This window comes from Methanoculleus sp. (assembly GCF_036677455.1).
Taxonomy (GTDB): domain Archaea; phylum Halobacteriota; class Methanomicrobia; order Methanomicrobiales; family Methanoculleaceae; genus Methanoculleus.
Genome location: NZ_JAVBWL010000039.1, coordinates 68,625 through 95,552, shown reverse-complemented (window position 1 = coordinate 95,552; position 26,928 = coordinate 68,625). Strand labels below are relative to the sequence as shown.

28 protein-coding genes are annotated in these 26,928 nt (G+C 64.6%); 16 read left to right on the top strand and 12 right to left on the bottom strand.

The annotated features are described in order from the left end of the window. Positions 1-186 precede the first annotated feature (186 nt). Together V6K60_RS09100 and V6K60_RS09095 are read left to right on the top strand one after the other, a co-directional pair. Complete coding sequence (locus V6K60_RS09100) at positions 187-324, top strand: hypothetical protein (RefSeq protein WP_332450205.1); 138 nt, start codon at positions 187-189, stop codon at positions 322-324. A gap of 217 nt (positions 325-541) precedes the next feature. Continuing rightward, positions 542-931, top strand: a complete 390-nt coding sequence (locus V6K60_RS09095) for a DUF2703 domain-containing protein (protein ID WP_332450204.1) — start codon at positions 542-544, stop codon at positions 929-931. A 15-nt stretch (positions 932-946) separates the two neighbouring features. Here the strand turns inward: V6K60_RS09095 and V6K60_RS09090 are convergent, their stop codons facing one another. Beyond that, positions 947-1,708: a nucleoside-triphosphatase gene (locus V6K60_RS09090; RefSeq protein WP_332450203.1), complete on the bottom strand. Its 762-nt coding sequence runs from the start codon at positions 1,706-1,708 to the stop codon at positions 947-949. 216 nt (positions 1,709-1,924) lie between these two features. On the opposite strand from V6K60_RS09090, the gene V6K60_RS09085 reads away from it, so the two are divergent. After that, the gene (locus V6K60_RS09085) at positions 1,925-2,419 is read left to right on the top strand and encodes a peptidylprolyl isomerase (protein WP_332450202.1); all 495 of its coding nucleotides are present in this window, start codon (positions 1,925-1,927) and stop codon (positions 2,417-2,419) included. A 10-nt stretch (positions 2,420-2,429) separates the two neighbouring features. Next, complete coding sequence (locus tag V6K60_RS09080) at positions 2,430-2,894, top strand: ribonuclease III domain-containing protein (RefSeq protein ID WP_332450201.1); 465 nt, start codon at positions 2,430-2,432, stop codon at positions 2,892-2,894. Here V6K60_RS09080 and V6K60_RS09075 read toward each other — a convergent pair. The 5 genes from V6K60_RS09075 to V6K60_RS09055 all read right to left on the bottom strand — a co-directional run bounded on the left by V6K60_RS09075 (position 2,878) and on the right by V6K60_RS09055 (position 11,008). Continuing rightward, positions 2,878-4,179 carry an L-lactate MFS transporter gene (locus V6K60_RS09075; RefSeq protein WP_332450200.1) on the bottom strand — a complete coding sequence of 434 codons (1,302 nt, stop codon included), beginning with the start codon at positions 4,177-4,179 and terminating at the stop codon, positions 2,878-2,880. The two genes, V6K60_RS09080 and V6K60_RS09075, sit on opposite strands and share 17 nt — an antisense overlap. A 7-nt stretch (positions 4,180-4,186) precedes the next feature. After that, on the bottom strand, positions 4,187-6,076 hold the full coding sequence (gene acs, locus V6K60_RS09070) for an acetate--CoA ligase (protein WP_332450199.1): 1,890 nt from the start codon (positions 6,074-6,076) through the stop codon (positions 4,187-4,189). Positions 6,077-6,427: 351 nt separating this feature from the next. Continuing rightward, a complete protein-coding gene (locus tag V6K60_RS09065; RefSeq protein WP_332450198.1) occupies positions 6,428-7,369 on the bottom strand; it encodes a magnesium transporter CorA family protein in 942 nt (313 codons plus the stop codon). Positions 7,370-7,491: 122 nt separating this feature from the next. Further along, positions 7,492-9,516, bottom strand: a complete 2,025-nt coding sequence (locus tag V6K60_RS09060; protein WP_332450197.1) for a sodium-translocating pyrophosphatase — start codon at positions 9,514-9,516, stop codon at positions 7,492-7,494. A gap of 88 nt (positions 9,517-9,604) precedes the next feature. Beyond that, on the bottom strand, positions 9,605-11,008 hold the full coding sequence (locus V6K60_RS09055; protein ID WP_332450208.1) for a DNA-directed DNA polymerase II small subunit: 1,404 nt from the start codon (positions 11,006-11,008) through the stop codon (positions 9,605-9,607). Between the two features lie 113 nt (positions 11,009-11,121). Between V6K60_RS09055 and V6K60_RS09050 the strand changes: the two genes are divergently transcribed. Both V6K60_RS09050 and cofH (V6K60_RS09045) read left to right on the top strand, forming a co-directional pair. Beyond that, a complete protein-coding gene (locus tag V6K60_RS09050) occupies positions 11,122-11,793 on the top strand; it encodes a S26 family signal peptidase (protein ID WP_332450196.1) in 672 nt (223 codons plus the stop codon). A gap of 28 nt (positions 11,794-11,821) precedes the next feature. Beyond that, on the top strand, positions 11,822-12,910 hold the full coding sequence (gene cofH, locus V6K60_RS09045; RefSeq protein WP_332450195.1) for a 5-amino-6-(D-ribitylamino)uracil--L-tyrosine 4-hydroxyphenyl transferase CofH: 1,089 nt from the start codon (positions 11,822-11,824) through the stop codon (positions 12,908-12,910). Positions 12,911-12,921: 11 nt separating this feature from the next. Here cofH (V6K60_RS09045) and V6K60_RS09040 read toward each other — a convergent pair whose 3' ends face one another. Next, positions 12,922-13,236: a YunC family protein gene (locus V6K60_RS09040; RefSeq protein ID WP_332450194.1), complete on the bottom strand. Its 315-nt coding sequence runs from the start codon at positions 13,234-13,236 to the stop codon at positions 12,922-12,924. A gap of 115 nt (positions 13,237-13,351) precedes the next feature. On the opposite strand from V6K60_RS09040, the gene cofH (V6K60_RS09035) reads away from it, so the two are divergent. Both cofH (V6K60_RS09035) and V6K60_RS09030 read left to right on the top strand, forming a co-directional pair. Next, complete coding sequence (gene cofH / locus V6K60_RS09035; protein ID WP_332450193.1) at positions 13,352-14,446, top strand: 5-amino-6-(D-ribitylamino)uracil--L-tyrosine 4-hydroxyphenyl transferase CofH; 1,095 nt, start codon at positions 13,352-13,354, stop codon at positions 14,444-14,446. A gap of 126 nt (positions 14,447-14,572) precedes the next feature. Continuing rightward, complete coding sequence (locus V6K60_RS09030) at positions 14,573-14,734, top strand: DUF1328 domain-containing protein (protein ID WP_332450192.1); 162 nt, start codon at positions 14,573-14,575, stop codon at positions 14,732-14,734. Positions 14,735-14,797: 63 nt separating this feature from the next. Here the strand turns inward: V6K60_RS09030 and V6K60_RS09025 are convergent, their stop codons facing one another. From V6K60_RS09025 to V6K60_RS09015, 3 genes are read right to left on the bottom strand one after another with little or no spacing between them, the layout of a single operon-like run. Further along, positions 14,798-15,349, bottom strand: coding sequence for a flavodoxin family protein (locus tag V6K60_RS09025; RefSeq protein WP_332450191.1), 552 nt, complete (start codon positions 15,347-15,349; stop codon positions 14,798-14,800). Beyond that, a complete protein-coding gene (locus V6K60_RS09020) occupies positions 15,346-15,801 on the bottom strand; it encodes a GIY-YIG nuclease family protein (protein WP_332450190.1) in 456 nt (151 codons plus the stop codon). Before V6K60_RS09020 ends, V6K60_RS09025 begins: the two co-directional genes overlap by 4 nt. Next, entirely contained in the window at positions 15,794-16,396 is a 603-nt protein-coding gene (locus tag V6K60_RS09015; protein WP_332450189.1) for an MBL fold metallo-hydrolase, read from the bottom strand. Before V6K60_RS09015 ends, V6K60_RS09020 begins: the two co-directional genes overlap by 8 nt. A gap of 25 nt (positions 16,397-16,421) precedes the next feature. Here V6K60_RS09015 and thiC point away from each other — a divergent pair, with 25 nt between their 5' ends. Continuing rightward, the gene (gene thiC / locus V6K60_RS09010; protein ID WP_332450188.1) at positions 16,422-17,711 is read left to right on the top strand and encodes a phosphomethylpyrimidine synthase ThiC; all 1,290 of its coding nucleotides are present in this window, start codon (positions 16,422-16,424) and stop codon (positions 17,709-17,711) included. Positions 17,712-17,753: 42 nt separating this feature from the next. Here the strand turns inward: thiC and purE are convergent, their stop codons facing one another. After that, positions 17,754-18,146 (bottom strand): 5-(carboxyamino)imidazole ribonucleotide mutase, encoded by a 393-nt coding sequence (gene purE, locus V6K60_RS09005; RefSeq protein WP_332450187.1) that lies wholly within the window; start codon positions 18,144-18,146, stop codon positions 17,754-17,756. 137 nt (positions 18,147-18,283) lie between these two features. On the opposite strand from purE, the gene V6K60_RS09000 reads away from it, so the two are divergent. The 7 genes from V6K60_RS09000 to V6K60_RS08970 all read left to right on the top strand — a co-directional run bounded on the left by V6K60_RS09000 (position 18,284) and on the right by V6K60_RS08970 (position 25,155). Continuing rightward, positions 18,284-19,414: a pyridoxal-phosphate-dependent aminotransferase family protein gene (locus V6K60_RS09000; protein ID WP_332450186.1), complete on the top strand. Its 1,131-nt coding sequence runs from the start codon at positions 18,284-18,286 to the stop codon at positions 19,412-19,414. Further along, the gene (gene ribC, locus V6K60_RS08995) at positions 19,411-19,872 is read left to right on the top strand and encodes a riboflavin synthase (RefSeq protein WP_332450185.1); all 462 of its coding nucleotides are present in this window, start codon (positions 19,411-19,413) and stop codon (positions 19,870-19,872) included. Before V6K60_RS09000 ends, ribC begins: the two co-directional genes overlap by 4 nt. Positions 19,873-19,926: 54 nt before the next feature. Continuing rightward, complete coding sequence (ribH, locus tag V6K60_RS08990) at positions 19,927-20,334, top strand: 6,7-dimethyl-8-ribityllumazine synthase (protein WP_332450184.1); 408 nt, start codon at positions 19,927-19,929, stop codon at positions 20,332-20,334. Next, positions 20,331-21,461 (top strand): pyridoxal phosphate-dependent aminotransferase, encoded by a 1,131-nt coding sequence (locus tag V6K60_RS08985; protein WP_332450183.1) that lies wholly within the window; start codon positions 20,331-20,333, stop codon positions 21,459-21,461. Before ribH ends, V6K60_RS08985 begins: the two co-directional genes overlap by 4 nt. Positions 21,462-21,746: 285 nt before the next feature. Beyond that, a complete protein-coding gene (locus V6K60_RS08980; RefSeq protein WP_332450182.1) occupies positions 21,747-23,234 on the top strand; it encodes a DUF6345 domain-containing protein in 1,488 nt (495 codons plus the stop codon). 2 nt (positions 23,235-23,236) lie between these two features. Next, positions 23,237-24,187 carry a hypothetical protein gene (locus tag V6K60_RS08975; RefSeq protein ID WP_332450181.1) on the top strand — a complete coding sequence of 317 codons (951 nt, stop codon included), beginning with the start codon at positions 23,237-23,239 and terminating at the stop codon, positions 24,185-24,187. A gap of 224 nt (positions 24,188-24,411) precedes the next feature. Next, the gene (locus tag V6K60_RS08970; RefSeq protein ID WP_332450180.1) at positions 24,412-25,155 is read left to right on the top strand and encodes a hypothetical protein; all 744 of its coding nucleotides are present in this window, start codon (positions 24,412-24,414) and stop codon (positions 25,153-25,155) included. Positions 25,156-25,163: 8 nt separating this feature from the next. Here the strand turns inward: V6K60_RS08970 and V6K60_RS08965 are convergent, their stop codons facing one another. Next, positions 25,164-26,810 carry a tetratricopeptide repeat protein gene (locus tag V6K60_RS08965; protein WP_332450179.1) on the bottom strand — a complete coding sequence of 549 codons (1,647 nt, stop codon included), beginning with the start codon at positions 26,808-26,810 and terminating at the stop codon, positions 25,164-25,166. Positions 26,811-26,928 lie beyond the last annotated feature (118 nt).

Genomic DNA, 26,928 nt, shown 5'->3' with positions numbered 1-26,928 from the left:
ATGGCGTTCGCCTTCCACCCGGAGCTCGGCGGGGATCTCCGCCTGCACCGGATGTTTCTTGAGGGGCTCGGGATATAGGGCCCCTCCCCTTCCAATATGGAACGCGAGCCTTCATACGCCGGCAGCGCCAACTCTTCTGGATCAATCGATGCGCCCCGACGCACCGCCGGGGCGGATGTGGTGACCATGACAGGCGAGAACGAGAGAGACGACGAAGGATGCTGTATCGGTTCAAGGATGAAGAAGGGCTCATGCGGCTGCGGGTGCGGTGCGCGGGGGGCCTCGAAGGCGAAGAAGGGGGAGCACAGGTCGGAAGAAGACTGACCCTCTCGCCGGGTTAGCGCCCGGCCCCCGGCTCTGGAGCAGTCCAGACCTCCTTTTTTATCAGGGCGCCCCGCCCTCTTTGCGTCTCCGAGCGTCCCGGTCCTCGTCGCTCCCGGTCTCCTCGCCGGGCTGCGTCGGATCTGCGCCCGGCTTAAGGGCTCGTCTCCCGGGGAGGCGACAGGAAGATGTTGTGTCGGTGTCAATGGAGAGGTGTACCATGAAGAATGAACTCGTCATCGAATGGAGACACGTTGCGAGGGACGCTGAAAACGTCTTTGAGACCTGCAAAGAGACCGGGATGCCGCTTGATGCCGTTCTCGACGAGATCCGCATGCTCCTTGAGATGGAAGGGGTCAGCGTCCGGATAGTCGAGACGGTCGGGGAGCCGGAGACCCTCCTCTTCAACGGGGCTCCGATCGAGGAACTCCTGGAGGGGGTCGAGGTGACCGCGACGGCCTGTGCCTCCTGCGCATCCTGCGGGGAGAGCTGTGGGGATGACTGCGAAGATGAGGAGTGCCGGACGCTCCGCTACAACGGTGAGGCCTACGAGGCGATCCCGCCGGAACTGATCGGGCGGGCTGCCGCAAAAGCGCTTGAGATTGATTGAGGGTGCGCTTTCCCCTCACTCATCGGGGCCGTAGCACCGCCGGAGGATCACCGGGGCGCTCCGTGCCGCCCCGGCGGCCGCATCCGCACAGAGCGCTGGAGCCGCGACGCGATCCCCGGGGAGTAGTGGTGCTGCCGGAACTGCACAGAACGTCTGCGCCTCCCGCCACTCCCAGACAGCATCCATCACGGCTTCCGCCGCCGCCATGACGCTTGCAGTCCCAACGTCCACCACGACGGGGTTCTGGATGTTCCAGCGCTCGACGACGGTATGGAGGAGCCGCCGCCTGACCGTCCAGATCATCGGGGGGTGCGGGAGCGCGACCAGCCGGTCGATCTCTTCCGCCCAGACCCCGCCCTGGAGCTCGAACCTCCCTACCTCGTCGATGACCACCAGATCGGTCTTTCGGGGGTCCGGCGGCGCGAGCGCCCTGCGGCCGAAGAGAAGCCCTTCGGGCCGGAAGTAGAACCGGCCGTGGACCTCGCACCGCGGGTCGGGGTCGATCGAGGAGAGTTCCTCGTGCTCGCCGGTGGCAAGGTCGACGAGGGTGAACCCGGACCTCCGCCCGTCCCGCACATAGCCGGGAGAGATCACGCCCCGGACCCGTACGTTCAGCCCGACGGTGAGCCCGAGGACCAGGTGCAGGAACGTCGTCTTGCACTGGCCCTGCCCGCCGGTGATGATGAAGACCGGTGCCCGGCGGCTCATCGCGGGAGGCCTCCGGCGAGATGATGGGCGATCGGCGGCAGGTTCGCTCCGGGGTACATGGTAGTACATACGCACAGCAGGCTAATAATAGTTTACTTATACCATCAGTTTAGGTTATTTCATTGACCAGTCGCCGCTCCGGGCCGGGGCCGGACGTGAGGCCGCAGGAGACACCGGGGAGCTCGGCGCCCCGGTCTCCCGAAAGAACGGACGACCGCCCGGCGGGGATGCCGGCGTCAAGCACTATAAGTAATAACGGCAGACAATACCTTACGGAGATTTCATATGGCAGAAGCACATGGGACGAAGGTCGTGCTCCACACGACCATGGGCGATATCACGATCCGGCTCTACGACGACATGCCGGTGACCGCGGGAAACTTTGCAAAACTGGCCAAATCCGGGTTTTACGACGGCACGATCTTCCACCGGGTCATCCCCCGGTTCATGATCCAGGGCGGTGATCCCACCGGCACCGGGACGGGCGGGCCGGGCTACACCATCACCGACGAGTTCGTGAAGGGCCACTCGAACCGCCGGGGGACGATCGCCATGGCAAACACCGGCCGCCCGAACTCCGGCGGCAGCCAGTTCTTCATCAACCTGGTGGACAACGCCTACCTCGACTGGGACAACCCCCAGACGCCGAGCGCCCACCCGGTCTTCGGCGAGGTGGTGGAGGGACTCGACGTCGTCGACAAGATCGGAAAAGTGGCGACGAACTCCGCCGACAAGCCGAAGGTCCCCGTCCGGATCGAGAAGGCCGAAGTCCGGGAGTAACTCTTTTTTTATGAGCGACGCCGGCCGCCGGGACCCGGGAGCGATCGAGGAGCGGATCGGCTACGCCTTTCGTGACCGCTCGCTCCTCGACCGGGCGCTCACCCGCCTCGCCTACACCCTGGAGGCCGGCCTCCCTCCCGCCGCCCATATGGACGCCCTCGCGACCCTCGGCGATGCGGTCATCAACGTGGCGGTCGTGGAGGCGGTGGTCGCGGGGGGGGCGCACGACAAGGGCGCGATCACGAACCGGAAGATGAACCTGGTGAACATGACCCGGCTCCGCTCCCTCGCGGAGGGCCTCGACCTCGGCGACTACGTCCGCTGGGGAAAGGGGGAGGCCGCGCAAAAGGTCTGGACCTCCGGCCGGGTCCTCGCCGAGTGCCTGGAGGCGCTCGTCGGCGCCGTCTACCTGGACGGCGGGATGCGTGCGGCCGCGGGGGTGCTCCGGCACCTCGGGCTCACGGAGACGGCGTAACCCCTTCGCCCTCCTTCTTCTCCCCCGCCACCGGAACGGTGGCCGGCGGCCGCATCAGGAACCAGGCGGCAGCGAACCCCACCGCGGCGAGGGCTGCAACCAGCGGGAAGACCCCGAGGTAGGTCCCGGTCGCCGTCCGGACGAACCCGGCAACCTGCGGCCCGGCGATGGCGCCTGCACCGTAGGCGAGGAAGACGATCCCGTAGCAGCGCGGGTAGTCGCACGTCCCGAAGTAGGACGCCGTCGCCGTCGGCGCGATCGCGAGCCAGCCCCCGAGGCACCCCCAGAGGACGGCGAACGCGACGATGTAGGCCGGCACCCCCGGCACGAGCCAGATCAGCAGCGATGCCGCCGCGATCAGGGCGAACGTCAGCATCGCCGTCTTCTGCGGGGTTATTCGGTCGGCGAGGCTGCCGAACGCCGGCCGGCCGAGGCCGTTGAAGACAGCGAAGAACCCGACGAGGAGCGTCGCGAGCCCCGCGTCCACCCCGGCCACCTCGGTCCCGACCGGCTTTGCGATCGATATCGCGGCGAGGCCCGCGAGGCAGCCGATGAAGTAGCAGGCGAAGAGCCCGTAGAACGTCCCTGTCCGGAGCATCGCGCGGCGGTCGCACTCGCAGACCGGCGCCGTGCCGACCCCGGGCGCGGGCGGGGTCCACCCCGCCGGCCGCCAGCCTTGCGGCGGGAACCGGAGCGGGAGGGCCGAGAGGAGCAGCAGGGCCATGAGCGCGACCCCGAAGATCCGGAACGTCGCCATCACCCCGTATGCGGCGATCAGGGCTCCCGCTGCGTTCGCGGTGACGAAAGCAGAGAACCCGAACCCGAGCAGGGCAAGCCCGACCGCGAACCCCCGCCGGTCCGGGAACCACCGGGTGGCGACGGCGACCGGCGCCCCGTAGGCGATGCCGACGCCGAGCCCGCCGATCACCCCGTAGACGACGTAGAGCATCTCGACCGACGTCGCTGTCGAGGCGAGCAGCCACCCGAGGCCGGTGAGGAGCCCGCCGACGATCGTCATCGTCCGCGGGCCGTAGCGCTCGAGGTACTTCCCCGAGAGCGGCATCGCGATCGCGAAGAAGGCGAGGAAGACCGAGAACGGGAGGAGGACCTCCCCCGCCGTCACCTCACGGCCGAGCGTCGCGGTGAAGTGCGCGGCGAGCGGCGCGACAAAGACGCTCCATGCGTAGATGCTCCCGAGGCAGAGGTTGATGAGGATGCCGAGGGCCACAAGGCCCCACCGCCCCTTCTCCGCGGGCATGCCGAAGATGGTTGGTGCATCAGGCATATGCGGCTCACTCCTCCAGGGTAGATATGTCGCCCGGGTCCATGCCGAGCTCCCGGGCTTTCAGGACCCGGCGCATGATCTTGCCGCTCCGGGTCTTCGGGAGCCGGTCCAGGTACTCGATCTCGGCCGGCACGGCAACAGGCCCGAGGCTCTTTCTGACATGGCGGGCGAGTGCTTCGGAGAGTTCGCCGCTCGGGCTCGCACCCACACGGAGGGTGACGAAGGCCTTGATGGTGTGCCCTTTCAGGGCGTCGGGCTTCCCGATGACCGCCGCTTCCGCCACCGCCTCGTGAGAGACGAGCGCGCTCTCGACCTCCGCGGTCCCGATGTTGTGCCCGGCAACGACGATCAGGTCGTCGGCCCGCCCGATGACCATGATGTAGCCGTCGGCGTCCTTCACCGCGAGGTCGCCTGCGGTGTAGCAGCCCGGGATCGTCTCCCAGTAGGCACGGTAACGCGCGTCGTTACCGTGGACCGTCCGGAGCATCGCGGGCCAGGGCTCCTTGATGACCAGGAACCCGCCGGTGCCGGGCGGGACCGGGTTTCCCACCCTGTCGACGACGTCCATGACAGCGCCCGGGATCGGCTTGCCGGCAAACCCCGGCTTCATCGTCTCACCGATCATCGTGGTCAGCATGTGCATCCCGGTCTCGGTCTGCCACCAGGTGTCCACGATCGGGCACCGTGCGCCGCCGATCCGGTGGTAGTACCACTCGAACGCCTCCGGGTTGAGGGGCTCGCCGACGGAGCCGAGCACCCGGAGCGACGAGAGGTCGTATTTCGCCGGCCATTCGTCGCCGTAGCGCATGAACATCCGGATGGTGGTCGGCGCGGTGTAGAAGATCGTCACCCCGAGGTCCTGGACCAGCCGCCAATAGGCGCCCGGGTCCGGGTAGTCGGGCGTCCCTTCGGCGATGATGACGGTCGTCCCGACCGCGAGCGGGCCGTAGACGATGTAGCTGTGGCCCGTGATCCAGCCGGGGTCGGCGGTGCACCAGAAGACATCGCTCTCCTTGATGTCGAAGTCGTGGCGGGCGGTGTAGTAGGTCCCGACCATGTAGCCGCCGCAGGTATGCACGATCCCTTTCGGCGCGCCGGTCGAACCGCTCGTATACAGGATGAAGAGCGGGTCCTCGGCATCCATAACCTCCGCCGGGCAGTCCGGTGCGGCGTGGGCCATGAGGTCGGCGTAATCGACCTCCCGCGCGGGGTCGAGTCCGACGGCCGGGGTCTCGCGCCGGAGGACGACGACGCGCTCGATGGATGGCGTACGGGTGAGCGCCTCGGTTGCGATCTCCCGGAGCGGGACGGTCTTCCCCCGCCGGTAGGCGACGTCCGCGGTGATCAGGACCTTCGCCTCTGCGTCGTTGATCCGCATCGCGAGCGGGTCCGGCCCGAACCCGCCGAAGACGACCGAGTGGACGGCCCCGAGACGGGCGCAGGCGAGCATCGCCACGATCTGCTCGGGGACGAGCGGCATGTAGATGCAGACCCGGTCGCCCTTCTCGACGCCGAGGGACTTCAGGCCGTTTGCACACCGCATCACCTCGCGGTAGAGACCGTCGTAGGTGAGCCTCCGCTCCTCTCCTCCTTCGCCGCGCCAGACGAGCGCCGGTTTATCCTTCCGGTCGCCGGCGGCGTGGCGGTCCAGGCAGTTATGGGTGATGTTCAGTTTCGCGTTGACAAACCACTTCGCGTAGGGGTAGTTCCACTCCCTGACCCGGTCCCACGGCTCAAACCAGGAGAGTTCACGGGCGATCCGGTCCCAGAAGGCCTCCGGGTCGCGCATGAACTTCTGGTATGCCCGGGTGTAGTCCGGTGTCCAGGCAGCCGCCTTGCACCGGGGGTCGGGGAGGTAGCGTTTCTCTTCCAGTTTCACGGCAAACGTCTCTGTCATCTCGCCTCATTCCCATCTTCGATCATGCCTATCTGCAACGAACCGGTCCCTGATTCGGGTCCCGGGAGCGTGCACCGGCGATCCTTCGGGCCGATCGATCCCCTGATCGATCGGCCTGTGTTCGGGTTGCCGTACCAACCGGCCACCGGCTCTTCTGCCGGTCTCCGCCGGGGGCTACGTCCCCGGATCTCATGTGGTCGTCCACCAATCTGTCACGATTAATAATGTATAATGTGGTGATAAACTTTATGGTCGCGGGGAGGACCGCACCGGTCGGCACCCCGGGGCTTGAGCGCCGCCAGGTCCCGGGTGCGAAGAGAAGAGGGGTTTGCAGGGCCGCCTGCGCGGGTCTCAGAGCCACCCTTTTCGGTTGATGGCCACCGCGAGGAGCGAGGAGACGATCAGGGAGAGAACGAGGATGATGGGGAACCCGTAGGGGTTATCTTGGAGAGGGACCGGGACGTTCATACCGAGGAAACTCGCGATCATCGTGGGGATAGCGAGGATGATGGTTATCGAGGTGAGGAGTTTCAAGATGTTGTTGAAGTTGTTCGATATGATCGAGGCGAAGGCGTCCATCGTCTCGGTGAGGATCGTCGAGTAGGTGTTTGCCATCTCGATCGCCTGCTTGTTCTCGATGATGACGTCCTCGAGGAGGTCGGTGTCGTCCTCGTACATCCGGAGCGGCTGGAACGTCAGGGTCTTGTCGAGGACGATCTGGTTGCTCCGGAGCGATGTCGAGAAGTAGACCAGGCTCTTTTTGAGGTTCATCAACTGGATCAGTTCCTTATTCCGCAACGACTGGTTCAGTTCGGCCCCGATCCGGTCGGATAACCGCTCGATCTGGCGCAGGTACTGGAGGAAATAGGACGCGTTCCGGAAGAGGATCTGCAGCACGAACCGGGTCTTCTTGAAGGTGTAGAAGAGTTTCACCCGGCCGTTCGCGAAGTCCTGGATGATCGCGTTCTCACGGAGGCAGACCGTGACGATGGTATCGGGCGTGACGATGATCCCGAGCGGCATCGTCGTGTAGAGGATCGTCCGTTCCGGGTAGGGCACCGGGATATCGATGACGATCAGGGTGATGCCGTCCTCAGACTCGGTCCGCGGGCGCTCCTCCTCATCGAGCGCCGCCCGGAGGTAATCGCCCGGGATGGAGAGCCTTGCCGAGACCTCCTCGATCTCTTCTCGCGGCGGGTTGATCATCGAGACCCAGGAACCGGGCTCGAAGACGCCGGTCTCCTCCGTCCGTGGCACCGGGGCCGCTTCAACCGTGCGATAGATGTGGAACATGATCTCTCACCCCTCCCCGCGGGAGAGTTCACATTCTACTGTTGTCGGCGGGCGGGATGAAGGTATGGACGCCTGGAAGGGAGACCGGGTCAGAAGGGGCCTATCGGGACTGAAAAAAAGGGTTAGAAGAGCAGGAGCAGCGGTGCAAAGACCAGCGATACCATGGACATCAGCTTCAGGAGGATGTTCAGGGAAGGTCCTGACGTGTCCTTGAAGGGGTCGCCCACGGTGTCGCCGACGACTGCTGCCTTGTGGGCCGGGGAGCCCTTGCCCCCGAGGTGCCCCATCTCGATGTACTTCTTCGCGTTGTCCCAGGCCCCGCCGGCGTTTGCCATCGTGACGGCAAGGAGGAACCCGGCCGCAAGCGAGCCGACGAGCAGGCCGCCGAGGGCTTCCGTACCGAGGACGATCCCGACGGCGAGCGGTGCGACGACGGCAAGGACGCCGGGCAGGATCATCTCACGCAGTGCCGCCTTCGTGGAGATGGCGATACAGGAGGTGTAGTCGGGATCGGCCGTCCCCTCCATGAGGCCGGTGATCTCCCTGAACTGGCGGCGGACCTCGTGGACGATGCTGTATGCCGCCTTGCTGACCGCCATCATCGTGATGGCGCAGAAGAGGAAGGGGAGCATCGCACCGATCAAGACGCCGATGAAGACGTTCGGGACCGCTACGTCGATGGTCGTGAGGCCGACCGCCTGGGTGTAGGCGGCGAAGAGGGCGAGCGCCGTCAGCGCCGCAGAGCCGATGGCGAACCCCTTGCCGATGGCGGCGGTGGTGTTGCCGACAGAGTCCAGGGTATCGGTGATCTCGCGGACCTCGGGCTTCTGGTGGGACATCTCGGCGATACCGCCGGCGTTGTCGGCGACGGGGCCGTAGGCGTCCACAGAGAGCGAGATCCCGAGCGTCGCGAGCATGCCGACGGCGGCGATGGCGATACCGTAGAGCCCGGCGGTCTGGTAGGCGACGTAGATCGCGACGGAGACGATCAGGACCGGCCAGACGGTGCTCTCCATCCCCTTCGCAAACCCGGTGATGATGGTGGTCGCCGCCCCGGTCTCCGTGGACTCCACGATAGAGAGGGTCGGTTTCCGGTCAAAGGAGGTGTAGTACTCGGTGATCAGACCAATGGCAAACCCTGCGACGAGACCGGCGACGGAAGCGTAGAAGACCCCGATGTACTCCGCCCCGAGGAGCCCCGTCACCAGGAAGTAGGTGGCGCCGATGGTCACGACCATCGCAGCAATCAGGCCCTTGTTGAAGGCCATGTGGATGGCGCTGCTCTCGGTCTTGTTGGTCCGGACGAAGAGCGAGCCGATGATGGACGCGATGATGCCGACCGCGTAGATGAGCAGCGGGAGGAGGATCACGTTCATGGCGTCGGCGTTCGCGAACTGCGTGGCCGCGAAGGCGACACCGAGGATCATCGCCGAGATGGTCGCACCGACGTAGGACTCGTAGAGGTCCGCGCCCATGCCGGCGACGTCGCCGACGTTGTCACCGACGTTGTCGGCGATGACGGCGGGGTTGCGGGGGTCGTCCTCGGGGATGCCTGCCTCGACCTTGCCGACGAGATCGGCGCCGACGTCTGCGGCCTTGGTGAAGATACCGCCGCCGACACGGGCGAAGAGGGCGATCGAGCTCGCGCCGAGACCGAACCCGGTCACGTGGGTGAGGACTTCAGCCTGGGTGTACCCCGTGAAGGCGCTGAGGGCCATATACGCGATCGAGAGCCCGAGAAGGCCGAGCCCGACCACGGCCATGCCCATGACCGAGCCGCTCGAGAACGAGACGCGGAACGCATCCGCGATCCCGCGCCGTGCGGCGTTCGTGGTCCGGACGTTTGCTTTCGTGGCGGTGAACATGCCGATGTAGCCGGCGGTCGCCGAGAGGGCCGCGCCGAAGACGAAGCAGGCGGCGGTGGCCACGCCGATCCCGAGCGCAAGGACGACGGCAAGCACGACGACAAATATTCCAATAGCGCGGTACTGTCTGTTCAGGTAGACCATTGCTCCCGTGTGGATAGCGGCAGCAATCTTCTGCATCAGTTCGGTACCTGTACCCTCTTTCAGGATACTCCTGTAGGAGTATCCTGCGAACAGGAGAGCAAGAACGGCACACACAGGTGCCAGATACACAAGATCCATCTCTCTGCATTCCTCCGTTTGTGTAACATATACAATGGGATTCAACACTTTTAAACATGCGGAAAGAATTCGGGAAAAAGAGCGGGTGTCAGCTGAAATCCATCACTTCGGGCTGAAGAGTCTGGAGATCGATGACAAACGCCCGCGCGGGCGTGGGATTGATGTTCATCTGCTTCTGAAACGCCGTCTGGGACTGCCAGGTGCCCGCATTCACCCCGAGGACACCCCGGTAACGGGTGATGCCGCAGATGTGGACGTGCCCCGTGAGGAGGATCTCGGGAAGGGGATCGATGACGAGCCGATCGGTCTTCATCGCGGCGATGGGGGTCCGCATCCCGTACGGGGAGGCGAGCAGCCGGCGTTTCAGCATCTCCTCCATGATCTCGCCGGGCCGCTCGTAACTTGCGCCGGGGATCAGCCCGATCATGTCGTCGATCGACCGGCCATGGTACATCAGGACCCGGACGCCCTGGAGGTTCAGCAGGCACGGGTTCTCGACGAGGGTGCAGTTCGACGGGAATTTCCCGGTGAACTCCGCCGGGATCGCCGGTTGCGGCTCGGCCATCCTGACGACGTCGTGGTTTCCCGGGGCGGCGACGATCCGGATTCGGGAGGGCAGGTCCCGGAGCATCTCCGCAAAGACGTCGTACTGCTCGTAGATGTTCTTGATCGTCAGTTCATTCTCCTGTCCGGGGTAGATGCCGATACCGTCGACGAGGTCGCCGGCGATCAGGAGGTAGCCGGCCTCGGAGTCCTGCAGCCAGTCGGCGAACCGGTTCCACCCCTCATCGAGGAAGGTGTCGCTCCCGACATGAACGTCGGAGATCAGGACCGCTTTGCCCGGCCGGTCGCTCTTGAACGGGGCGTTGTTGATGGGGACGTCCGGGCGGAAGAGCTGTTCGGCGAAGAAGAGCCCCCCGTCGCTTGAGAGTTTCCCCTTGACCCCGAGCACCTCGTCGGGAAGGATCCGCTCCGCCTCGACGAAGGCGTCCCCCTTCCCCTTGTTGAAGAGGACCCGGATGGCCCCGGTGGGGTCCTCCATCTCGACGAGCCGGTGGCCTTTGGCGGTCGTCCGGGCGTCGGCCACCATCCCGGTGATGTTGCACTCCTCGTCCCGGTAGCGGTGGGGGGACTTCGTCAGCGCCTCGATCGGCATTGCGGTCATCCGGCCGCGGATCATCGAGGAGAGGTTGCTGTAGCGGTCCCGGAAGTAGTGTACGGCGTCTTCGTGGCCACTGACGCTCCCGGTGGTCCCGGCGCTTCCCGTGATCACCTCGAGTTCCGGGTCGACGAGGAACCGGGTCCCGTCCCGGACCTTCTTCAAACCCGGGATGTGCTCCGCGGAGACGACGAGGGTGCCCCCCGGGACCCCCGCCGCTATCCGGTCGATGAGCGTCGGGTCGTTCTGCTCCCGGATGTAACTCACGACGTCGGGATGGACCTGGTGCTTCAACTCAAGGAACCGGCGTACGATCTCGGCGTTGGCGAGCATGGGCTCCATGATATTCTCCCCGTGGTAATATGGGTTTATCTCTTCGGGCCGTGGTGCCCCCACGGGTGCGGGGGGAGAACCTATGTAGGGGGAAATAGTATTCTCTTTAAGCAATGTCGGATCCCACCTGGCTGCAACGTGCAGCATCAGCCTTTGTCACGTTCCGGGAGAGCGACCACCCGGTCGTCTCTCTCGCCCGGGACCTTCTCTGGGTCGTCGCGGTCGTGGGCGGTATCGCCCTCGCTCTCTACCTCTTCGCCGGCACCTGGCCGGCGGTGGTCACGATCGAGTCGGAGAGCATGGTCCCGAACATGAACGTCGGCGACCTGGTGCTCGTCGTCGATGAAGACCGGTTCGGGGGGTTGACGACCTGGGCCGAGGGGCAACTGACCGGGCATTCGTCGTTCGGGAACTACGGCGACGTGATCATCTACCGCCCGAACGGCGCCGACTCGGTCCATCCGATCATTCACCGGGCGATGACCTACGTCGATGTCGCGGCCGTGGAGGAGTCGGGGCTCGCGCAGTACTACACCACCGACCCGCACGGCGGCTACATCACCAAAGGGGACAACAACCCCTACATCGACCAGGGGAACCTCCGGATCGCCGGCGTCGGGGTGGTCGAGCCGGTGAAGAAGGAGTGGATCATCGGAAAAGCCCTCGTCGCGGTGCCGCTCATCGGCTACCTGCCGCTGCACCTCGCGGAGTTTGCCGTCATCGTCATCGTGATCATCCTCCTCCACGACTTCGTCCTATCGAGGCGCAAAGAGAAGAAAGAATAAATCAGGGGCTCCAGGATAGTTATATACCATGCCGTACTCGCTGCATGCCCTGCTCGACGATACGCTTGCCGGCCACCGGCTCACGGAGGAGGAGGCCGCCTTCCTCTTCTCGACCCGTGACCGGGGCGTCTGGGAGATCGCCGCCGCCGCGGACGCCCTCCGGGAAGAGAAGGTCGGCGACGTCGTCACCTACGTCCGAAACCAGAACATCCATGTCACGAACATCTGCAAGAACCTCTGCAGGTTCTGCGGGTTCGGCCGGCCGGCGAATGATCCCGAAGCCTTCTACGACGACCCCGATACCATCCGGGAGAAGGCCCGGACGGCGGTGGAAAGGAACGTCACCGAGATCTGTCTCCTCTCGGGGGTGCACCCGGACTACACGCTCGACTCCTACGTCGACCTCATCTCCTCCGTCCGGGCGGCCGCTCCCGGGGTGGACATCCATACGGCGAGTCCCGACGAGATCGCCTGGGCGGCTGAGCGGAGCGGCGTCTCGACCGCCACCGTCATCAAGCGGCTCCGCGAGGCGGGGCTCGGGACCCTGCAGGGGACGGCGGCCGAGATCCTGGTGGACGGCGTCCGTCGCGTGATCTGCCCGAACAAATGCGACACGGCGACCTGGGTCCGGATCATCAGAGAGGCGCACACCCTCGGGGTCCGCTCGACGGCGACGATCATGTACGGCTCCTGCGAGAGCGAGGCGGATCGCGCCCGGCACCTCGGCCTCCTCCGGGAGATCCAGGACGATACCCACGGGTTCACCGAGTTCGTGCCCCTCTCCTTCATCCACGAGAAGACCGCCCTCTTCCGGGCGGGGCTCGTCCCGGGGGGGGCGACGGGGAGGGAGGATATCCTGATGGTCGCGGTCGCCCGGCTCTTCCTCGACAACTTCGACCACATCCAGGTCTCCTGGGGGAAGGTGGGGACGAAGATGGCGGAGGCGGCGCTCCTCTCGGGCGCGGACGACTTCGGCGGGACGATGTTCTGCGACGACGTCTCGGCCGACGCCGGCGGCGAGGGTGCCGACTATCTGGACCCGGTCGAGATGGAGCGGATCGCGTGTGATCTCGGCCGGACGCTCCGGCAGCGGACGACGACCTACGAGCTGGTCTGATCCCGGCCGGTTCACATCCGGTTTAAGGCCTCTCTTCCCGACATGCCGATCTCGACGCGGCGCTGCACCGCCGGGAGGTTTGCCGCCTTCACCTCGGCGTCCATGAGGCTGTCCAGGTTATCCAGGGTCGACTCCTCCGAGACGCCGACGATCGCTGCCGGCACCCCGGCGTTTGCCAGCGCCTCGATATCGAACCCGGCACTCCCGATCAGCCCCTCGTCGGTCACCCAGGCCATCAGGCTGGCCTCCCCGACCGGGATGACGTATCCGAATGCGTCCTTGTAGCTGAGCCGTGTGCGTTGATGACAGAGGATCTGCTGAGCCATGGCTGCCGGGGTGTCCCCGGGACAGATAAGTGTATCCCTTCCGGCGGGAGATATCCAAAGGTTCTTGAGCTGGCCGTGTCAAGTGGAGATCATCCTGCAAAAAGGTTGAAAGGATATGAAATCGCCACTGCGACGCCTGCTTGATGATGTGCTCGCCGGCCACCGGCTCACGGAGGAGGAGGCGGTACGTCTCTTCGAGACGCGTGACCGGGGTGTCTGGGATATCGCCGCCGCTGCGGACACCCTCCGGGAAGAGAGGGTCGGCAACGTCGTCACCTATGTCCGGAACCAGAACATCAACGTCACGAACCTCTGCGTGAACGCCTGTGGGTTCTGCGGGTTCTCCCGGAAACCGGGCGATCCCGATGGCTTCTTCCACGATGAAGCCGCCGTCCGAAAGAAGGTCCGCGCAGCGCGCGGGCGGAGCGTGACCGAGGTCTGCACGGTGAGCGGCCTCCACCCGGAGTTTGACGCGCAATCCTACGTCGATATCATATCCTGGATGCGGGACGAAGCGCCGGGCGTCCACATCCACGCGAGCAACCCGATGGAGGTTGCCTATGCCGCGCGGCAGAGCGATCTCTCCACCCGGGAGGTGCTTGGCATGATGCAGGCCGCGGGGCTCGGGACGCTCTGCGGGACGGCGGCCGAGATCCTGGTGGACGAGATCCGTCGCACGATCTGCCCGGAAAAGATCGATACGGCGACCTGGGTCCGGATCATCAGAGAGGCGCACACCCTCGGGATCCGCTCGACGGCGACGATCATGTACGGCCACTGCGAGAGCGAGGCGGACCGCGCCCGGCACCTTGCTATCCTTCGGGAGATCCAGGACGATACCCGCGGGTTCACCGAGTTCGTACCCCTCTCGTTCGTCCATAAAAAGACCCCCCTCTTCCGGGCGGGGCTCGCCCGGCCCGGGGCAACGGGGAGAGAGGATATCCTGATGGTCGCGGTATCCCGGCTCTTCCTTGACAACATCAGGAACATCCAGGCCTCCTGGGTGAAGGAGGGGACGAAGATGGCTGAGGCGGCGCTTCTTTCGGGCGCAAACGACCTCGGAGGAACGCTTTTTGAGGAGAGCATATCCCGGGAGGCGGGCGCCCGGGACACTGATTACCTGGACCCGGCAGAGATGCGGCGGATGGCCGGGGATCTCGGGCGGACGCTCCGGCAGCGGACGACGACCTACGACCTCCTCCCCGGCTGATCTCCAGGGATCACCGGGATGCTTCGCGCCGGTCTTCAACTTTATTCGCGGAAAATTATAAATATTCCTGAACAGAGTATGGCACCTCGACGCCGGCCGTGTGCTGGCGATTGAGAGGAGAACGGCATGATTGGCGGTAGTTTCATAGGCCTTGCGATCCTCTTCTTCGTACTGGCACTTGTCTTTGCCTTACTCGGGGCACGGGGTGTTGCAGGGATGTCGATGTCGATCGCAAAATGGCTGGTCATCATCTTCATCGTCCTCGCGATAATATCGCTGCTGCTCTGACTACGGGGGAGTCCCGCCCGGGGGGACGGGCGGAACCCTCCGTCAGCGTGCGGCCTCCGCCTCTCAGTCCTCAGGCTGGAGGAGCCTGATGATCGTGTCCGCAACCCCTTTGGCCCTCTTCATCGCCCGTTCGTCTTTTGCGACGTCCCCCGGTGCGTAGCCCCTGCCGCAGACATAGCCGAGGTACGAGAACTCGTGGGCGTTCAGGAACCCTTCTATGGTCGCGAGGGAGCGCTCGCCCCCCCGGTCGGCGCAGACGGCGACGGCGACGGCTCTTCTCCCCGAAAGCCGTCTGTCGTGGAAGAGAGAGTAGGTCCGGTCGATCAGGTTCTTCGTCTGGCCGTTGATGTCGTAGTAGTAGGTCGGAGCGCCGATGACCAGCACCTCGCAGTCGATCATCTTCTGCGCCACGTAGCCCCAGTCGTCGTCCTCTGTCACGCACCACTTCGCCTCCCTGCAGGCCTCGCAGCCGGTGCAGGGCCGGATCTCCATATCGGCAAGCGTCAGGTATTCGGTCTCGATGCCCGCCTCCCGGACCCGGTCGAGGATGGCGTTGACGAGCAGCGCGGTGTTGCCGTTCTTCCGCATGCTTCCGGAGATACCAAGAACGTTCATAGCCTATCCTCGTCCCCCTCATTCTTGATGCTTACGATCCGTGCATCGAGGCCGAGACCCCGGAACGCTGCAAGGATCTCCGGGACCGGGTTCTCGGGGCGGTAGAAGAGGTGCGAGGGGCAGGCACAGTCGCTGCACCCGAAGCCGGGGACGGAGGGCCCGCCGATGGCACGGGCGAGATCGCACTCGTAGTCCCGGTCTGCTCTGGCGGTGACGACGGCGGCGAGGGTGAAGCGCGGGTCGAGGAGAAGGTAGTCGATGTGCCACCGGGGCGGGCGGTCGCGTCTCCGGGCGAGCCTCACGTGCCGGTCGACACGGGCAAGCCCCCCGCTCCCCCGGGCGGAGCCCACGTAGACGTGCCGGCCGGCGAAGAACTCACGTGCCCCCCGGGCGCCGACGCGGACCACGCAATCGGGGTTCTCAAGGACGAGGGCGTAGACCCCTTTATCCATAGTAGCGGAGCGCTTCCCGGGCGGCCGCGATGTGCCTCGCACCGTCGTGGAGGACGGGTTCGCCGTGGCCGGGGTAGAGTCCCTCGACGTCGAGAGTAGTGAGCCGCTCTATCGAGGCGGCAAGCACCGTCCGGTTCCCGCCGGGGAAGTCGTAGCGGCCGAAGGATCCCCCGGTGAAGACGGTGTCCCCCGAGAAGAGCACCCGTGCCTCCGCGTCATAGAGGCATATCCCGCCCGGCGTGTGTCCCGGGGTGTGGATCACGAGGAGGTCGCCGATGCGGTCGCCGTCGTGGAGAACGACGTCGGGAGCGATCCCCGGCGACCGGGCCCCAAAATGCATGGAGAGGCTCCGGGAATCGTCGACGAGGCCGTCCGCATCCGCCTCATGGATGCAGACGGCGGCATCGTTGCAGAGCCGGGCGATCTCCTTCACGTGGGCGATATGGTCGTAGTGGGCATGGGTGATGACGATCGTCTCGATCGCTTCAGCATACGGTTCCACCGCCATCGGGAGAACGCCGGCGTCGATAAGGGTGTTTCCGTAAACGAACGAGTTGGCGTAGATTGAGCCGCTCGCGATCCACCGGACTTGCATGCAGACTAATATGGCTTCCGGGCAAATGGTTCTTATGCATACCCTTGCTCTAGCAAGTCTGCGCGGGGTTCCCCCTGAGGTGGAGGCGATCGCCCGGGAAGAGGACCTCGTTCCACACCGGGCCGCGCGGGCCGTCGCCCGTGGACATATTGTCATTCCGGCAAACCCCGTACGGCCGCACCGGCTCTGCGCCATCGGGGAGGGCTGCAGGGTGCGGGTCAACGTGAACGTCGGGACGTCGGGCGTCCGGTGCGACGAGGATCTCGAGGTCGAGAAGGCAAAGGCAGCCCTCCGCGAGGGGGCGGATGCGCTGATGGACCTCTCGACCGGCGGCGACCTTCCCCGCATCCGGCGCCGGATCCTGGAACTTGATGCGCCGGTCGGGACGGTCCCGGTCTACGAGGCGGTCCGGCGGGCCGGGAACGCGGCGGACGTTGACGCCGACCTGCTCTTTAACGTCATTCGGGAGCACTGCCGGCAGGGCGTGGACTTCCTGACCCTGCACTGCGGCGTGAACCAGGCGGCCCTCGCGTCGCTCCAGGCCGACCCCCGGACGATGGGCGTCGTCTCCCGTGGCGGGGCCTTCCATGTAGCAATGATGGCCGCGACCGGCGAGGAGAACCCGCTCTATGCCGAGTACGACTACCTGCTCGAGATCCTGGCCGAACACGATGTGGTCGTCAGCCTCGGCGACGGGATGCGCCCGGGCGCACTCGTGGATGCCGGCCGCCTTGCGAAGACGACCGAGTACCTGACGCTCGGGCATCTCGCGAAGCGGGCGCTCGCCGCCGGGGTGCAACGGATGATCGAGGGGCCGGGGCATATCCCGGCTGACCAGATCGGCTATAACGTCCGGATGATCAAGGAACTGACCGACGGCGCCCCGCTCTACCTGCTCGGCCCGCTCGTGACCGATGTGGCACCGGGCTACGACCACGTCGTGGGGGCGATCGGTGGCGTGATCGCCGGGATGAGCGGCGCCGACTTCCTCTGCATGGTCTCGCCGGCCGAGCACCTGGCCCTGCCGGACCTCCACGACATCGTGGAGGGGACGCGGGTGGCCAGGATCGCCGCACACGTTGGGAGCCTCTCCCGGGCTGCCTCAAAGACAAAGAACCGCGAGATCCGGATGGCGGAGGCGCGCCGGGCGCTCGACTGGGAGAAACAGTTCGAGGCGGCCCTCGTCCCGGAGGAGGCGCGGCGTATCCACGAGCGGGACGGGGAGATCGAGACCTGCTCGATGTGCGGCGACCTCTGCGCCGTAAAGATGGTGCGGGACATTCTCAAAGAGCCGGAAGAGCGGATGGAGCCGTAAAAGACTCGGGGATGCGCTCCCCGGCAGGCGGGAAAGGTTTCGTCAGGCGCGTCTCGCGCCGAGGATCCGGATCGCGAGGAGCGCCGCGTTTTCGCCATTATCTACCCCGACACAGGCCACCGGGACACCCTTCGGCATCTGGACGATCGAGAGGAGGGCGTCAAACCCCATCAGTTTCCCGCTCACCGGGACGCCGATAACCGGCCGCTCGGTCTTCGAGGCGACCACTCCCGGGAGGGCTGCCGAGAGCCCGGCGATCGCGATGAAGACCCGGGCAGTACTTCCCTTCACGTACTCGTCCAGTTTCTCGGGGTCACGGTGCGCCGAGATCACCCGGTAGTCGTAGGATACACCGTGATCCTTCAAGATTGCAAACGCCTTCTCCGCGACGGGACCGTCCGAGGCGGAACCGCAGATCACCGCGACGTCAACCATGCTATCCTCACCCGGTATGCTCCTGCTCCCTCTTTTTTCTGCCGGTATCGTCCGGTGGAGAGGTTGATATGAACTTACATCTAACCTCCTTGCAGGAAGAAGATCGCTCCTCGACGAGACGAAATGGACTGATCAAGATGGAACACGAACCACTCCTGATGATCCCGGGCCCTGTACCCGTTCCGCAGCGGGTACGCGCCGCCATGACGCGGCAGGCCATCAACCACCGTGGTCCCGAGTTCGGGGCCGCGTATGCGGAGACTGTCCGGACCTTGAAGACCCTGTTTGGCACCGAAAACGAACTCTATGTCATCAGCGGCTCGGGAAGCGCCGGCATGGAGGCCGGTATCGCGAACTTTGCGCGGGACAGAAAGATTGTCTCGCTCGTCAACGGCAAGTTCGGCGAGCGTTTCGGAAAGATTGGCCAGCGCTACGGCACCGTCACCGTCCTCGAGTCCGAGTGGGGAACGCCGCTCGATCTCGAGCGCTTGAAGCAGGAACTCGAGGCCGGGGCCGAGGTCGTCACGATGGTCCACAACGAGACGAGCGCCGGGATCAAGAACCCCGCACCCGAGGTCGGGAAGCTTGCCCGGAAGCACGACGCGCTCTTCATCATGGACGGTGTCACGTCCGTCGGCGGCGACGATGTGCGGATGGACGAATGGGGTGTCGATATCGCCGTCGTCGGTTCGCAGAAATGCCTCGCGGCTCCCGCGGGCCTTGCCGCAATCGCCGTCGGCGACCGCGCCTGGGACCGGATCTCCGAGAAGCGCCCCTTCTACCTCGATATGGCCGCCTACAGGAAGAGCGGGAAGGGCACCCCGATGGAGACCCCTTACACCCCGGCGGTCCCGCTCTTCCTCGCGCTGCACGAGGCCTGCACGATGATCGAGGAAGAAGGCGTCCCCACCCGGATCGCCCGTCACCGCCGGATGGCAGACTCCGTCCGCGCCGCGGCGAAGGCGTGGGGTGTCGACCTCTTCCCGACGCTTGATCCGCACCACGCCTACTCGAACACCGCGACCGCCATGCGGATCCCCGATGGCCTCACCGACAAGGACCTGCGGGGCACGGTCAAGAAGTTCGGCATCGAGATCGCCGGCGGCCAGGACCACCTGAAGGGCAAGATCTTCCGGATCGGCACCATGGGCGGTGTCGGGGCGCAGGAGATCCTCGCCACCCTCGCGGCCGTCCAGTTCACCCTCAAGAAGTTCGGGTTTGAGGCCGGCGACGGCGTCGAGGCGGCCGCCGGGGTGCTTCTCGGATGAAGATCGGGATCGCCGACACCACGTTTGCCCGGGTCGATATGGGCAGGATCGCCGCTGACGAGATTCGGAGACACGCGAGCGTGGGGCTGGAGCGCTACGTCGTCCCCGGCATCAAGGACCTCCCGGTGGCTTGCAAGAAGTTGATCGAGGAGCGGGGATGCGACCTCGTCATGGCCCTCGGGATGCCCGGGCGGGCCGAGAAGGACAAACTCTGCGCCCACGAGGCCTCCCAGGGTCTTATTCTCTGTCAACTCCTGACAAACAGGCACGTCATCGAGGTCTTCGTCCACGAGGACGAGGCGAAGGACGCAAAGGAACTCGCCTGGCTGATGGAGCAGCGGACGAGGGAGCACGCCGTGAACGCCGTCCGGCTGGCGCTCTACCCGAAGGACCTCGAGAAGCTCGCCGGGACCGGCCAGCGGCAGGGGTTCGAGGATGTCGGGCCGGCACGCCCGTGACATGAGAAGTGAGGATTATCAATCGGTGCAGATAATATCACAGGAAGGATTGAGATGACGATAAACCTTGGATTTGTCGTCGCGGAGTTCAACCGCGACATCACCTACATGATGGAGATCGAGGCCCGAGAACATGCCCGTTTCCTCGGGGCGGAGGTTGCCGAGACGTTCTACGTCCCCGGCGCCTACGACATGCCGCTCGCGATCAAGAAGATGCTCACCGAGGGGAAGGTCGACGCGGTCGTCACCATCGGCTGCGTCATCGAGGGCGCCACCCAGCACGACGAGATCGTCGTCCAGCATGCGGCACGCAAGATCATCGACCTCTCCCTCGAGTTCGGTAAGCCCGTCTCCCTCGGGATCTCCGGGCCCGGGATGACCCGGATGGAAGCGACCGAGCGTATCGACTACGCCAAACGTGCCGTCGAATCGGCCGTGAAGATGGTCCAGCGGTTGGAATGAGAAGCCTCTCGGAGAAGATTGCGGCGATCGCTCCCTCCGCGACGATCGAGATATCGAACGCCGCAAAGAAGATGGCGCAGGAGGGCGTCGACGTCATCAGCCTCTCGATCGGGGAGCCGGACTTCGACACGCCGGTCCACATCAAGGAGGCCTGCATCGAGGCCCTCCGCCGCGGGGAGACCCATTACGCACCGAGCACCGGCATCCCGGCTCTGACGAAGGCGATCGCGGAGAAACTCACCCGCGAGAACGGGTTTTCTGCGCAGCAGGATGAGGTGATCGTCACCTGCGGGGCGAAGGACGCCATCTACGAGGCGATGGAGGCCGTGCTTGATCCCGGCGACGAGGTGCTCATCCTCGACCCCTCGTGGGTCTCCTATGAGCCCTGCGTCCGGCTCGCGGGCGCCGTCGCCCGGCACCACGCCCTCTCGACCGGGACCTTCCAGGTCGACGACACCCTGCTCGAGGCGGTCGGTCCCCGGACGAAGATGATCGTGGTCAACTCCCCCTCAAACCCCTCTGGCGCGGTGCTCGACGAGGCCTCAATCCGGCTCATCGCCGACATCTGCCGGGACCACGACCTCTACGCCCTCTCCGACGAGATCTACGAGAAGCTGGTCTACGGAAAGGAGCACATCTCCCTCGCCTCCCTTCCGGGGATGGCGGAACGGACGATCACCGTCAACGGATTCTCGAAGGCCTACGCGATGACCGGGTGGCGGATCGGCTACGCGGCCGCCCCCCGGCCGATCGTCCGGCAGATGGAGAAGGTGCAGCAGCACACCATCTCCCACCCGACGACGTTTGCGATGTTCGGGGCGGTCGCCGCAATCGAGGGGCCCCAGGACTGCGTCGAGGCGATGCGCCGTGAGTTCGAACGCCGGCGCGGCTACCTCGTCCCGGCGCTCCGCGACCTCGGCTATGCCACCGCTCCCGCGGAAGGCGCCTTCTACGCCTACGTGAAGGTCGAGGGCGACGACATGGCGATCGCCCGGTCGTGGCTCCAGGACGCCCACGTGGCGGTCACCCCGGGGGCCGCGTTCGGCACCCCGGGCTGGCTCCGGCTCTCCTACGCGACGTCGATGGAGAACCTGAAAGAAGCGGTCGGGCGGATCGCGCGGGTTTAAGAGACCCGCCTCTTTTCTTTTAAATCACTATTCGAGAGGCCTGCACGGTGGGCTGCTTCGTGAGCGGTTGGCGGTGGAGGCCCGGAATCGGTCCCGGCGAGCTGACGTGTAGCTCGCTGACACAGAAATGCTATATAGGGGACCAGCAAAGTCTCCCAGTGTTACAGGGGGATCGATCACTGCGAATGAAGAACCCCCTGCGGCCCGAAGGCAATGAGAGAGTGGGTAATCTGGGTAGATAACCCTTTCTTCGTGCCTCCGTTCACGGAACGAAAGGAGGTAAAAATGAGAACTATAGAAATTTCCGGATACCTGGTACGAGTGCTCTTCGTGCTGCTCGTCGCCGGTATCGCGGTTGCACCCGTATCGGGTGAGACATTGGATCCCGGCGCAACCGCTCCGGACGAAGGGAGCGCGGCGATAGTTATGACATCTGCCGGTCCCGTCGCCGTGGAGGATCTAGTTCCCCCTTATCCGCCGGGGTGGGAGCCGTCGAGATCGCCGGCAGTGCAGGGCGGGTTGTATCCGGCAACCGCCTTTGATCCCACATCGAACACCCTGATCCTGCACCCGGAGTGGAACCTCGTTTCGACGCCCCTCCGGCTTGCCAACGGGCATGATACCATGATGGCGGTCTTCGGTGGAGTAGATACGGCCGCTCACTCCATCCTCCGGTATAATGGTTCAAGCAGCCAATGGGAGGCGATGAGCGCGCAGGAAGAGTTCAGACCACTTGACGGGATATGGATCTACGCAAATGGGTCGTACCAGATTCCGCTCTACTTCAAACCCGCGCAGGAACAGACGGGAGCGACAAAACACCTCTATTCCGGCTGGAACGTTGTTGGCTTCTGGGACGTGCACCAAGCCTGCGCGCGGGACATGCTCCTCCCCCTCGGGAGCACATGGGCAACGGCACAGGGCTACGATGCGGGAGTGCAGGATTACGAGGTCAGTATGATTAATGGTGGGACAGGCAGCCACAGCGACCAGCGCCTGATGTTCCCGGGAAAGGCATACTGGGTATACGTGACAGCGGAGGGAGACCTGATCCGTTCGTACTACAGGAGTTACTCCTTCTGCGCCGAATGGGTAGGCGACTATCACGGCATGCAGGCTCCTCTCGCCTGGGCCGACGAAGAGGCCGAGGGCTTCTACAACACGCTTGCCGGGTCGAGTCTATGGGCTGGCCAGTTCATCAGCGGCAACGACGCAGCGATGGAACGGCACTGGAAGGATCCGGCCTTCGGCGGAGTTGATTCGGACTACATCGACAACGCGCACCTGGCCTTCTTCGTGGGCCACGGGTGGGAGGGCGGGTTCGTCTTCGGAACTGCCGCCGACGATTACAATCTGGAATACGACGAGGCGCGCTGGGGTAACACGAAGACAGACTGGATTATCCTCGGATCGTGCAACACCCTGAATGCATCAACGTATAGGGAGAACTGGGAAGATGCCTTCGAGGGGCTCCATTCCATATGCGGTTTCGACACAATCGGGGGCACGCATCCGGATATGGGATGGTATTTTGCGGATCTGCTGATGGACGGTTACACCATCTGGGATGCATGGCGTAGGACGGCGGATCTATATGTCGTCCCGAGCGACGGCAGTCTACGGTCAGCAATTCTCGCCGCGGACATCGACGGAGACCTGAGCACACCTGACTGCCTCAACGACCATATTTACGGGTACGGGTCGTCGATCAACCCGCCCGGCGATCCACCGGATTTCCAGTATCAGACAGATCGATGCAAGCAAGAGTGGTAAACATGACGAAGAACCAGATTGTACTTGGATTGGCCGTCCTTCTGCTGATCGCCATCGGGACAGCACTAATACCGGCGGAATATCCGCAGGGCGATGAAGGCACAAATGGGGGTATCGAGATTGTCGGACCCTACGGCGTGCAGAGCGTCTCTGAGATCACTCTCGGTACTGTCCTCCCAAGATCTCCCGTGCAGGCCATGGTTTATAAGACGGCCGATACTGCCGTATCAAAGGACGATGCCCTGAAGATAGCAGAGAAGTTCGGACTGATCGGGCCGGTTGAAGAGAAGAGAGTGTCATACCGTATCACAGGCGATCCCTATACATTTGATCTCGATAAAGGAGGTGGTTATATGACCTATACGTGGTATGGTCGATGTAGTGGTGTGGATCCACGCGACCGTCCTGAAAACCTCCCGACCGACGAGGAGTGCCGGAAGATCGCCGAGTCGTTCCTCACCTCTCACGACCTCATGCCCGAAGGGGCGGTATTCTCAAGTGTGTCTCAAGGTGGGAAGGGGATTTTCTCGAACCATTCGGGAGGTGCACCCATCGTCACGTACGAAGATCGTGATGTCCACTTCACCGACACCCTGAGCGGTCTTCGCGTGGCCGGAAGTGGAACCCGGGTCACCATCGGCGGGGGTGGCGATATTCTCGAAGTCACCAGACGCTGGCGTGACGCCGAGCCTTATAAGAATTTCTCGATCCTCTCTCCCGAAGAAGCGATTGAGGAACTCAAGCAGACCGGGGTCGTCACCGAGGTGAGCTCCCCGATGAGGGCGATCGTTGACGAGGTCAAGCTCTGCTACTATGCAACCCCGCCCGGGACTGAACAGCCCTACCTCAAGCCGACCTACTACATCCACGGCACCGTGGAGGGGGAGAGCGAGACCGGGGCCTTCTTCCAGTACATCCCGGCGGTTCCTGAACTCGGGAAGGGGTTGTACTGACCCCTTTTTCAAAGACACTCGTACAATGAAGCAGTTTGCAATCGGATTTGCCGTCCTAATACCGATCGTTTCCGAAACGGCAATGCTGCTGGCGGGGTCTTCTCAGAGGGCTCCCGTCTACCCGGTCATAGTGCTTCCCGCGTTGTCGGTTGCCGGTCGCGTCATTGTACCCGCGCCGTGTGGGAGTCATGGACTAGATGGATCACCATCTTGCGGGGGAAACAATGAGAGGAGATAACCCGATCCTGCTGACCCTTGTTCTCGGAATCGTGCTAGCCTCTTTGGGCTGCACAGATGTACTCAGCGTCCCGGTTGCCCGCCCGCTCCAGATCGAGGAGGGGCCGATGACCGGGGTATGGGGGGAGATTATCGAGGCCGCGGGCCTCGAAGATGAGACGGTACGGCTGGAAACGTTCGATCTCCGCACGGACACCGATGGAACGATCGATTCAGTTCACATCCTCTTTTCGGGGGTCTGGCGGGGAGAGGTCGTGTGGTACGACGCAGACCTCGCGAGATCCGATCGGCTCGTCCTCCGGCAGATAGGGAGGCCGGAACAGTCCGCTTCCGGGCCGCACCCGGCCGGGGTCTTCGAGGCTCTGGACGCCTTCCTCCGGACCGCGACCCGGGAGGATGGGACGATCACGTCCGCTCACCTCGAAAACGGCGCCAACATCGGATTCGATAGCGAGTATGTCCGGACGTTCACGTACAGCGACGGCCGTCTGCATCCCCTGCGGCTGGTCGCGTTCCCCCATGACACGATGGTGTATTATCTGACCGTATGCAACTACGCCGAGCCCGTCATGAACAGAACGGCGGATGATCGCGCGGGAGGTGGAGCGACCGGATGGGGAGGCCGGGGGTACGAGCAGCCGTGCGTCGTCCTGTTCACCGAAGATCAGCTGACAAAAGCGTCCCGAATCGAGAGGCTCCCGGAAGCCGCTTCCGGGGGCAGCGCCGGTTAACCCCCTCCTCACCGCGGCAGCCGCCGCAGCCGCTCGTAGCACCTGGCCGCCTCGGCGGGGCGGTCGAGGTGGTTGAGTGCCATCGCCTTCCCCTTGAGCGCTTCGGCGTCGTTTGGGTCGATCGCGAGGGCCCGGTCGTAGCAGTCGAGCGCCTCCTCGGGGCGTTCCAGGAGGACGAGGGCGTTTCCTTTCGTGCTCCAGACCCCGACCTTCGCGGGATCGACCTCGAGCGCCCGCGTACAACAGATGACGGCTTCGCCGTACCGGCCGAGGATGAAGAGCGCAAGACCTTTGTTGTACCAGGCGTCCGCGTTCTCCGGATGGATCAGGAGTTCCCGGTCATAACAGACGAGCGCCCGGTCATAGTGTGAAAGAACGGAGAGAACGCTCGCCTTGTTGTTCCAGGCCCCGTGGTTCTCCGGGTCGATCTCAAGCGCCCGTTCGTAGCAGACGAGCGCCTCCTCATAGCGCTCGAGCTGGTAGAGCGCGTTTCCGTAGTTGTTCCAGGCGACGGCGTTCTCGGGCGCTGCACGGACCACGGCCTGGTAGCAGGGGACCGCTGCCGCGTAATTGCGTAGAGCATAGTAACTCTCGCCCCGGTAGTAGCAGGCGTCCGTGTGGTCGGGCCGGAGTTTGAGCGCCTGGTCGAAGCACTCGCTCGCCCCCCCATAGCGCTTCAGGGTGAAGAGGAGGAGCCCCTTCTGGTGCCAGGTCTCCGCATCGGCGGCGTTCTCCCTGAGCGCCCGGTCGAAGCAGGCGAGCGCCTGGTCGTAGCGTTTCAGTTTTCTGTGCACGGTGCCCCGGTGGTACCATATTCCGGCCTGCCGGGGCCTGAGCCGGTAGGTCCGTTCATAACAGGCGAGCGCCTCCTCGTAGCGCTCCAGCCTCTCCAGCGCCAGGCCCCGGTTGTACCAGGCACCGTCGTCGTCGGGATTGAGGGCGATCGCCCGGTCGAAGCACCCGACGGCCTCGTCGTAGCGCTGAAGCGCCGCAAGCGTGCATCCCCGGGTGTACCAGGCGCCGGCGTGGTCCGGGTCGATGGCAAGGGCCCGGTCGTAGCAGTCGAGCGCCGCCTCGTACCGGGAGAGGAGGATCTGGATCGTTCCCCGGGCGTACCAGACGTTGGCGTTCCCGGGGTCGAGCGCGATGACCCGGTCATAGCAGTCGAGTGCCGCGTCGTACCGGCGCTCGGCGGCAAGCACCGTTCCGCGGGCGATCCGGGCCTCGATCCGGCCCGGGTCGATGACGATGACCTGATCGTAGCAGGCGATCGCCTCAGGGGTTCGCCCCATGCCCTTGAAGGCGTGTCCCCGGGTGAGCCAGGCGTCCGCACAGTCCGGTGCGAGTTCCACCGCCCGGCCGCAGTACTCGGCGGCCTCCCGGTAGTGCTCGAGACTATAGAGCGCCCGTCCCCCGGCGTACCAGAAACGGGCAGAGGCCGGGTCGAGCTTGATGGCCTGGTCGAGTGACTCGATCGCCGGCTGGTAGCGCCCGGCGGAGGTCAGGGCACGTCCCTTGAGATACCAGGCGCCGGCGCCGGCATCGAGTTTGATGGCCCGGTCATAACACTCGATGGCCCGGTCGTACTGCCCCTGCTCACAGAATGCCTGTCCTTTCCTGCACCAGGTCCCGGCGCTCTTCCAGGGGAGCTCCACTTCGTGAGAGATAGCAGTCCCCGGACAAAAGGGTTTCGGTAGAACACCCGGGAGAATGGCCTCGCCGTCCAATGCACCCCTCAGATCCGTGGGTTAAATTGGCAATGTATACATGCCC

Coding starts and splice junctions, on each gene's coding strand:
- V6K60_RS09080 (WP_332450201.1), top strand. CDS start 2,430: ATGAGCGACGCCGGCCGCCGGGACCCGGGAGCGATCGAGGAGCGGATC.
- V6K60_RS09030 (WP_332450192.1), top strand. CDS start 14,573: ATGATTGGCGGTAGTTTCATAGGCCTTGCGATCCTCTTCTTCGTACTG.
- V6K60_RS09085 (WP_332450202.1), top strand. CDS start 1,925: ATGGCAGAAGCACATGGGACGAAGGTCGTGCTCCACACGACCATGGGC.
- V6K60_RS09050 (WP_332450196.1), top strand. CDS start 11,122: ATGTCGGATCCCACCTGGCTGCAACGTGCAGCATCAGCCTTTGTCACG.
- V6K60_RS09055 (WP_332450208.1), bottom strand. CDS start 11,008: ATGCTCGCCAACGCCGAGATCGTACGCCGGTTCCTTGAGTTGAAGCAC.
- V6K60_RS09000 (WP_332450186.1), top strand. CDS start 18,284: ATGGAACACGAACCACTCCTGATGATCCCGGGCCCTGTACCCGTTCCG.
- V6K60_RS09025 (WP_332450191.1), bottom strand. CDS start 15,349: ATGAACGTTCTTGGTATCTCCGGAAGCATGCGGAAGAACGGCAACACC.
- ribC (WP_332450185.1), top strand. CDS start 19,411: ATGAAGATCGGGATCGCCGACACCACGTTTGCCCGGGTCGATATGGGC.
- V6K60_RS09065 (WP_332450198.1), bottom strand. CDS start 7,369: ATGTTCCACATCTATCGCACGGTTGAAGCGGCCCCGGTGCCACGGACG.
- cofH (WP_332450193.1), top strand. CDS start 13,352: ATGAAATCGCCACTGCGACGCCTGCTTGATGATGTGCTCGCCGGCCAC.
- V6K60_RS08985 (WP_332450183.1), top strand. CDS start 20,331: ATGAGAAGCCTCTCGGAGAAGATTGCGGCGATCGCTCCCTCCGCGACG.
- acs (WP_332450199.1), bottom strand. CDS start 6,076: ATGACAGAGACGTTTGCCGTGAAACTGGAAGAGAAACGCTACCTCCCC.
- cofH (WP_332450195.1), top strand. CDS start 11,822: ATGCCGTACTCGCTGCATGCCCTGCTCGACGATACGCTTGCCGGCCAC.
- V6K60_RS09015 (WP_332450189.1), bottom strand. CDS start 16,396: ATGCAAGTCCGGTGGATCGCGAGCGGCTCAATCTACGCCAACTCGTTC.
- V6K60_RS09060 (WP_332450197.1), bottom strand. CDS start 9,516: ATGGATCTTGTGTATCTGGCACCTGTGTGTGCCGTTCTTGCTCTCCTG.
- V6K60_RS08980 (WP_332450182.1), top strand. CDS start 21,747: ATGAGAACTATAGAAATTTCCGGATACCTGGTACGAGTGCTCTTCGTG.
- V6K60_RS09090 (WP_332450203.1), bottom strand. CDS start 1,708: ATGTACTACCATGTACCCCGGAGCGAACCTGCCGCCGATCGCCCATCA.
- ribH (WP_332450184.1), top strand. CDS start 19,927: ATGACGATAAACCTTGGATTTGTCGTCGCGGAGTTCAACCGCGACATC.
- V6K60_RS08970 (WP_332450180.1), top strand. CDS start 24,412: ATGAGAGGAGATAACCCGATCCTGCTGACCCTTGTTCTCGGAATCGTG.
- V6K60_RS09075 (WP_332450200.1), bottom strand. CDS start 4,179: ATGCCTGATGCACCAACCATCTTCGGCATGCCCGCGGAGAAGGGGCGG.
- V6K60_RS09020 (WP_332450190.1), bottom strand. CDS start 15,801: ATGGATAAAGGGGTCTACGCCCTCGTCCTTGAGAACCCCGATTGCGTG.
- thiC (WP_332450188.1), top strand. CDS start 16,422: ATGGTTCTTATGCATACCCTTGCTCTAGCAAGTCTGCGCGGGGTTCCC.
- V6K60_RS09040 (WP_332450194.1), bottom strand. CDS start 13,236: ATGGCTCAGCAGATCCTCTGTCATCAACGCACACGGCTCAGCTACAAG.
- purE (WP_332450187.1), bottom strand. CDS start 18,146: ATGGTTGACGTCGCGGTGATCTGCGGTTCCGCCTCGGACGGTCCCGTC.
- V6K60_RS09100 (WP_332450205.1), top strand. CDS start 187: ATGACAGGCGAGAACGAGAGAGACGACGAAGGATGCTGTATCGGTTCA.
- V6K60_RS09095 (WP_332450204.1), top strand. CDS start 542: ATGAAGAATGAACTCGTCATCGAATGGAGACACGTTGCGAGGGACGCT.
- V6K60_RS08975 (WP_332450181.1), top strand. CDS start 23,237: ATGACGAAGAACCAGATTGTACTTGGATTGGCCGTCCTTCTGCTGATC.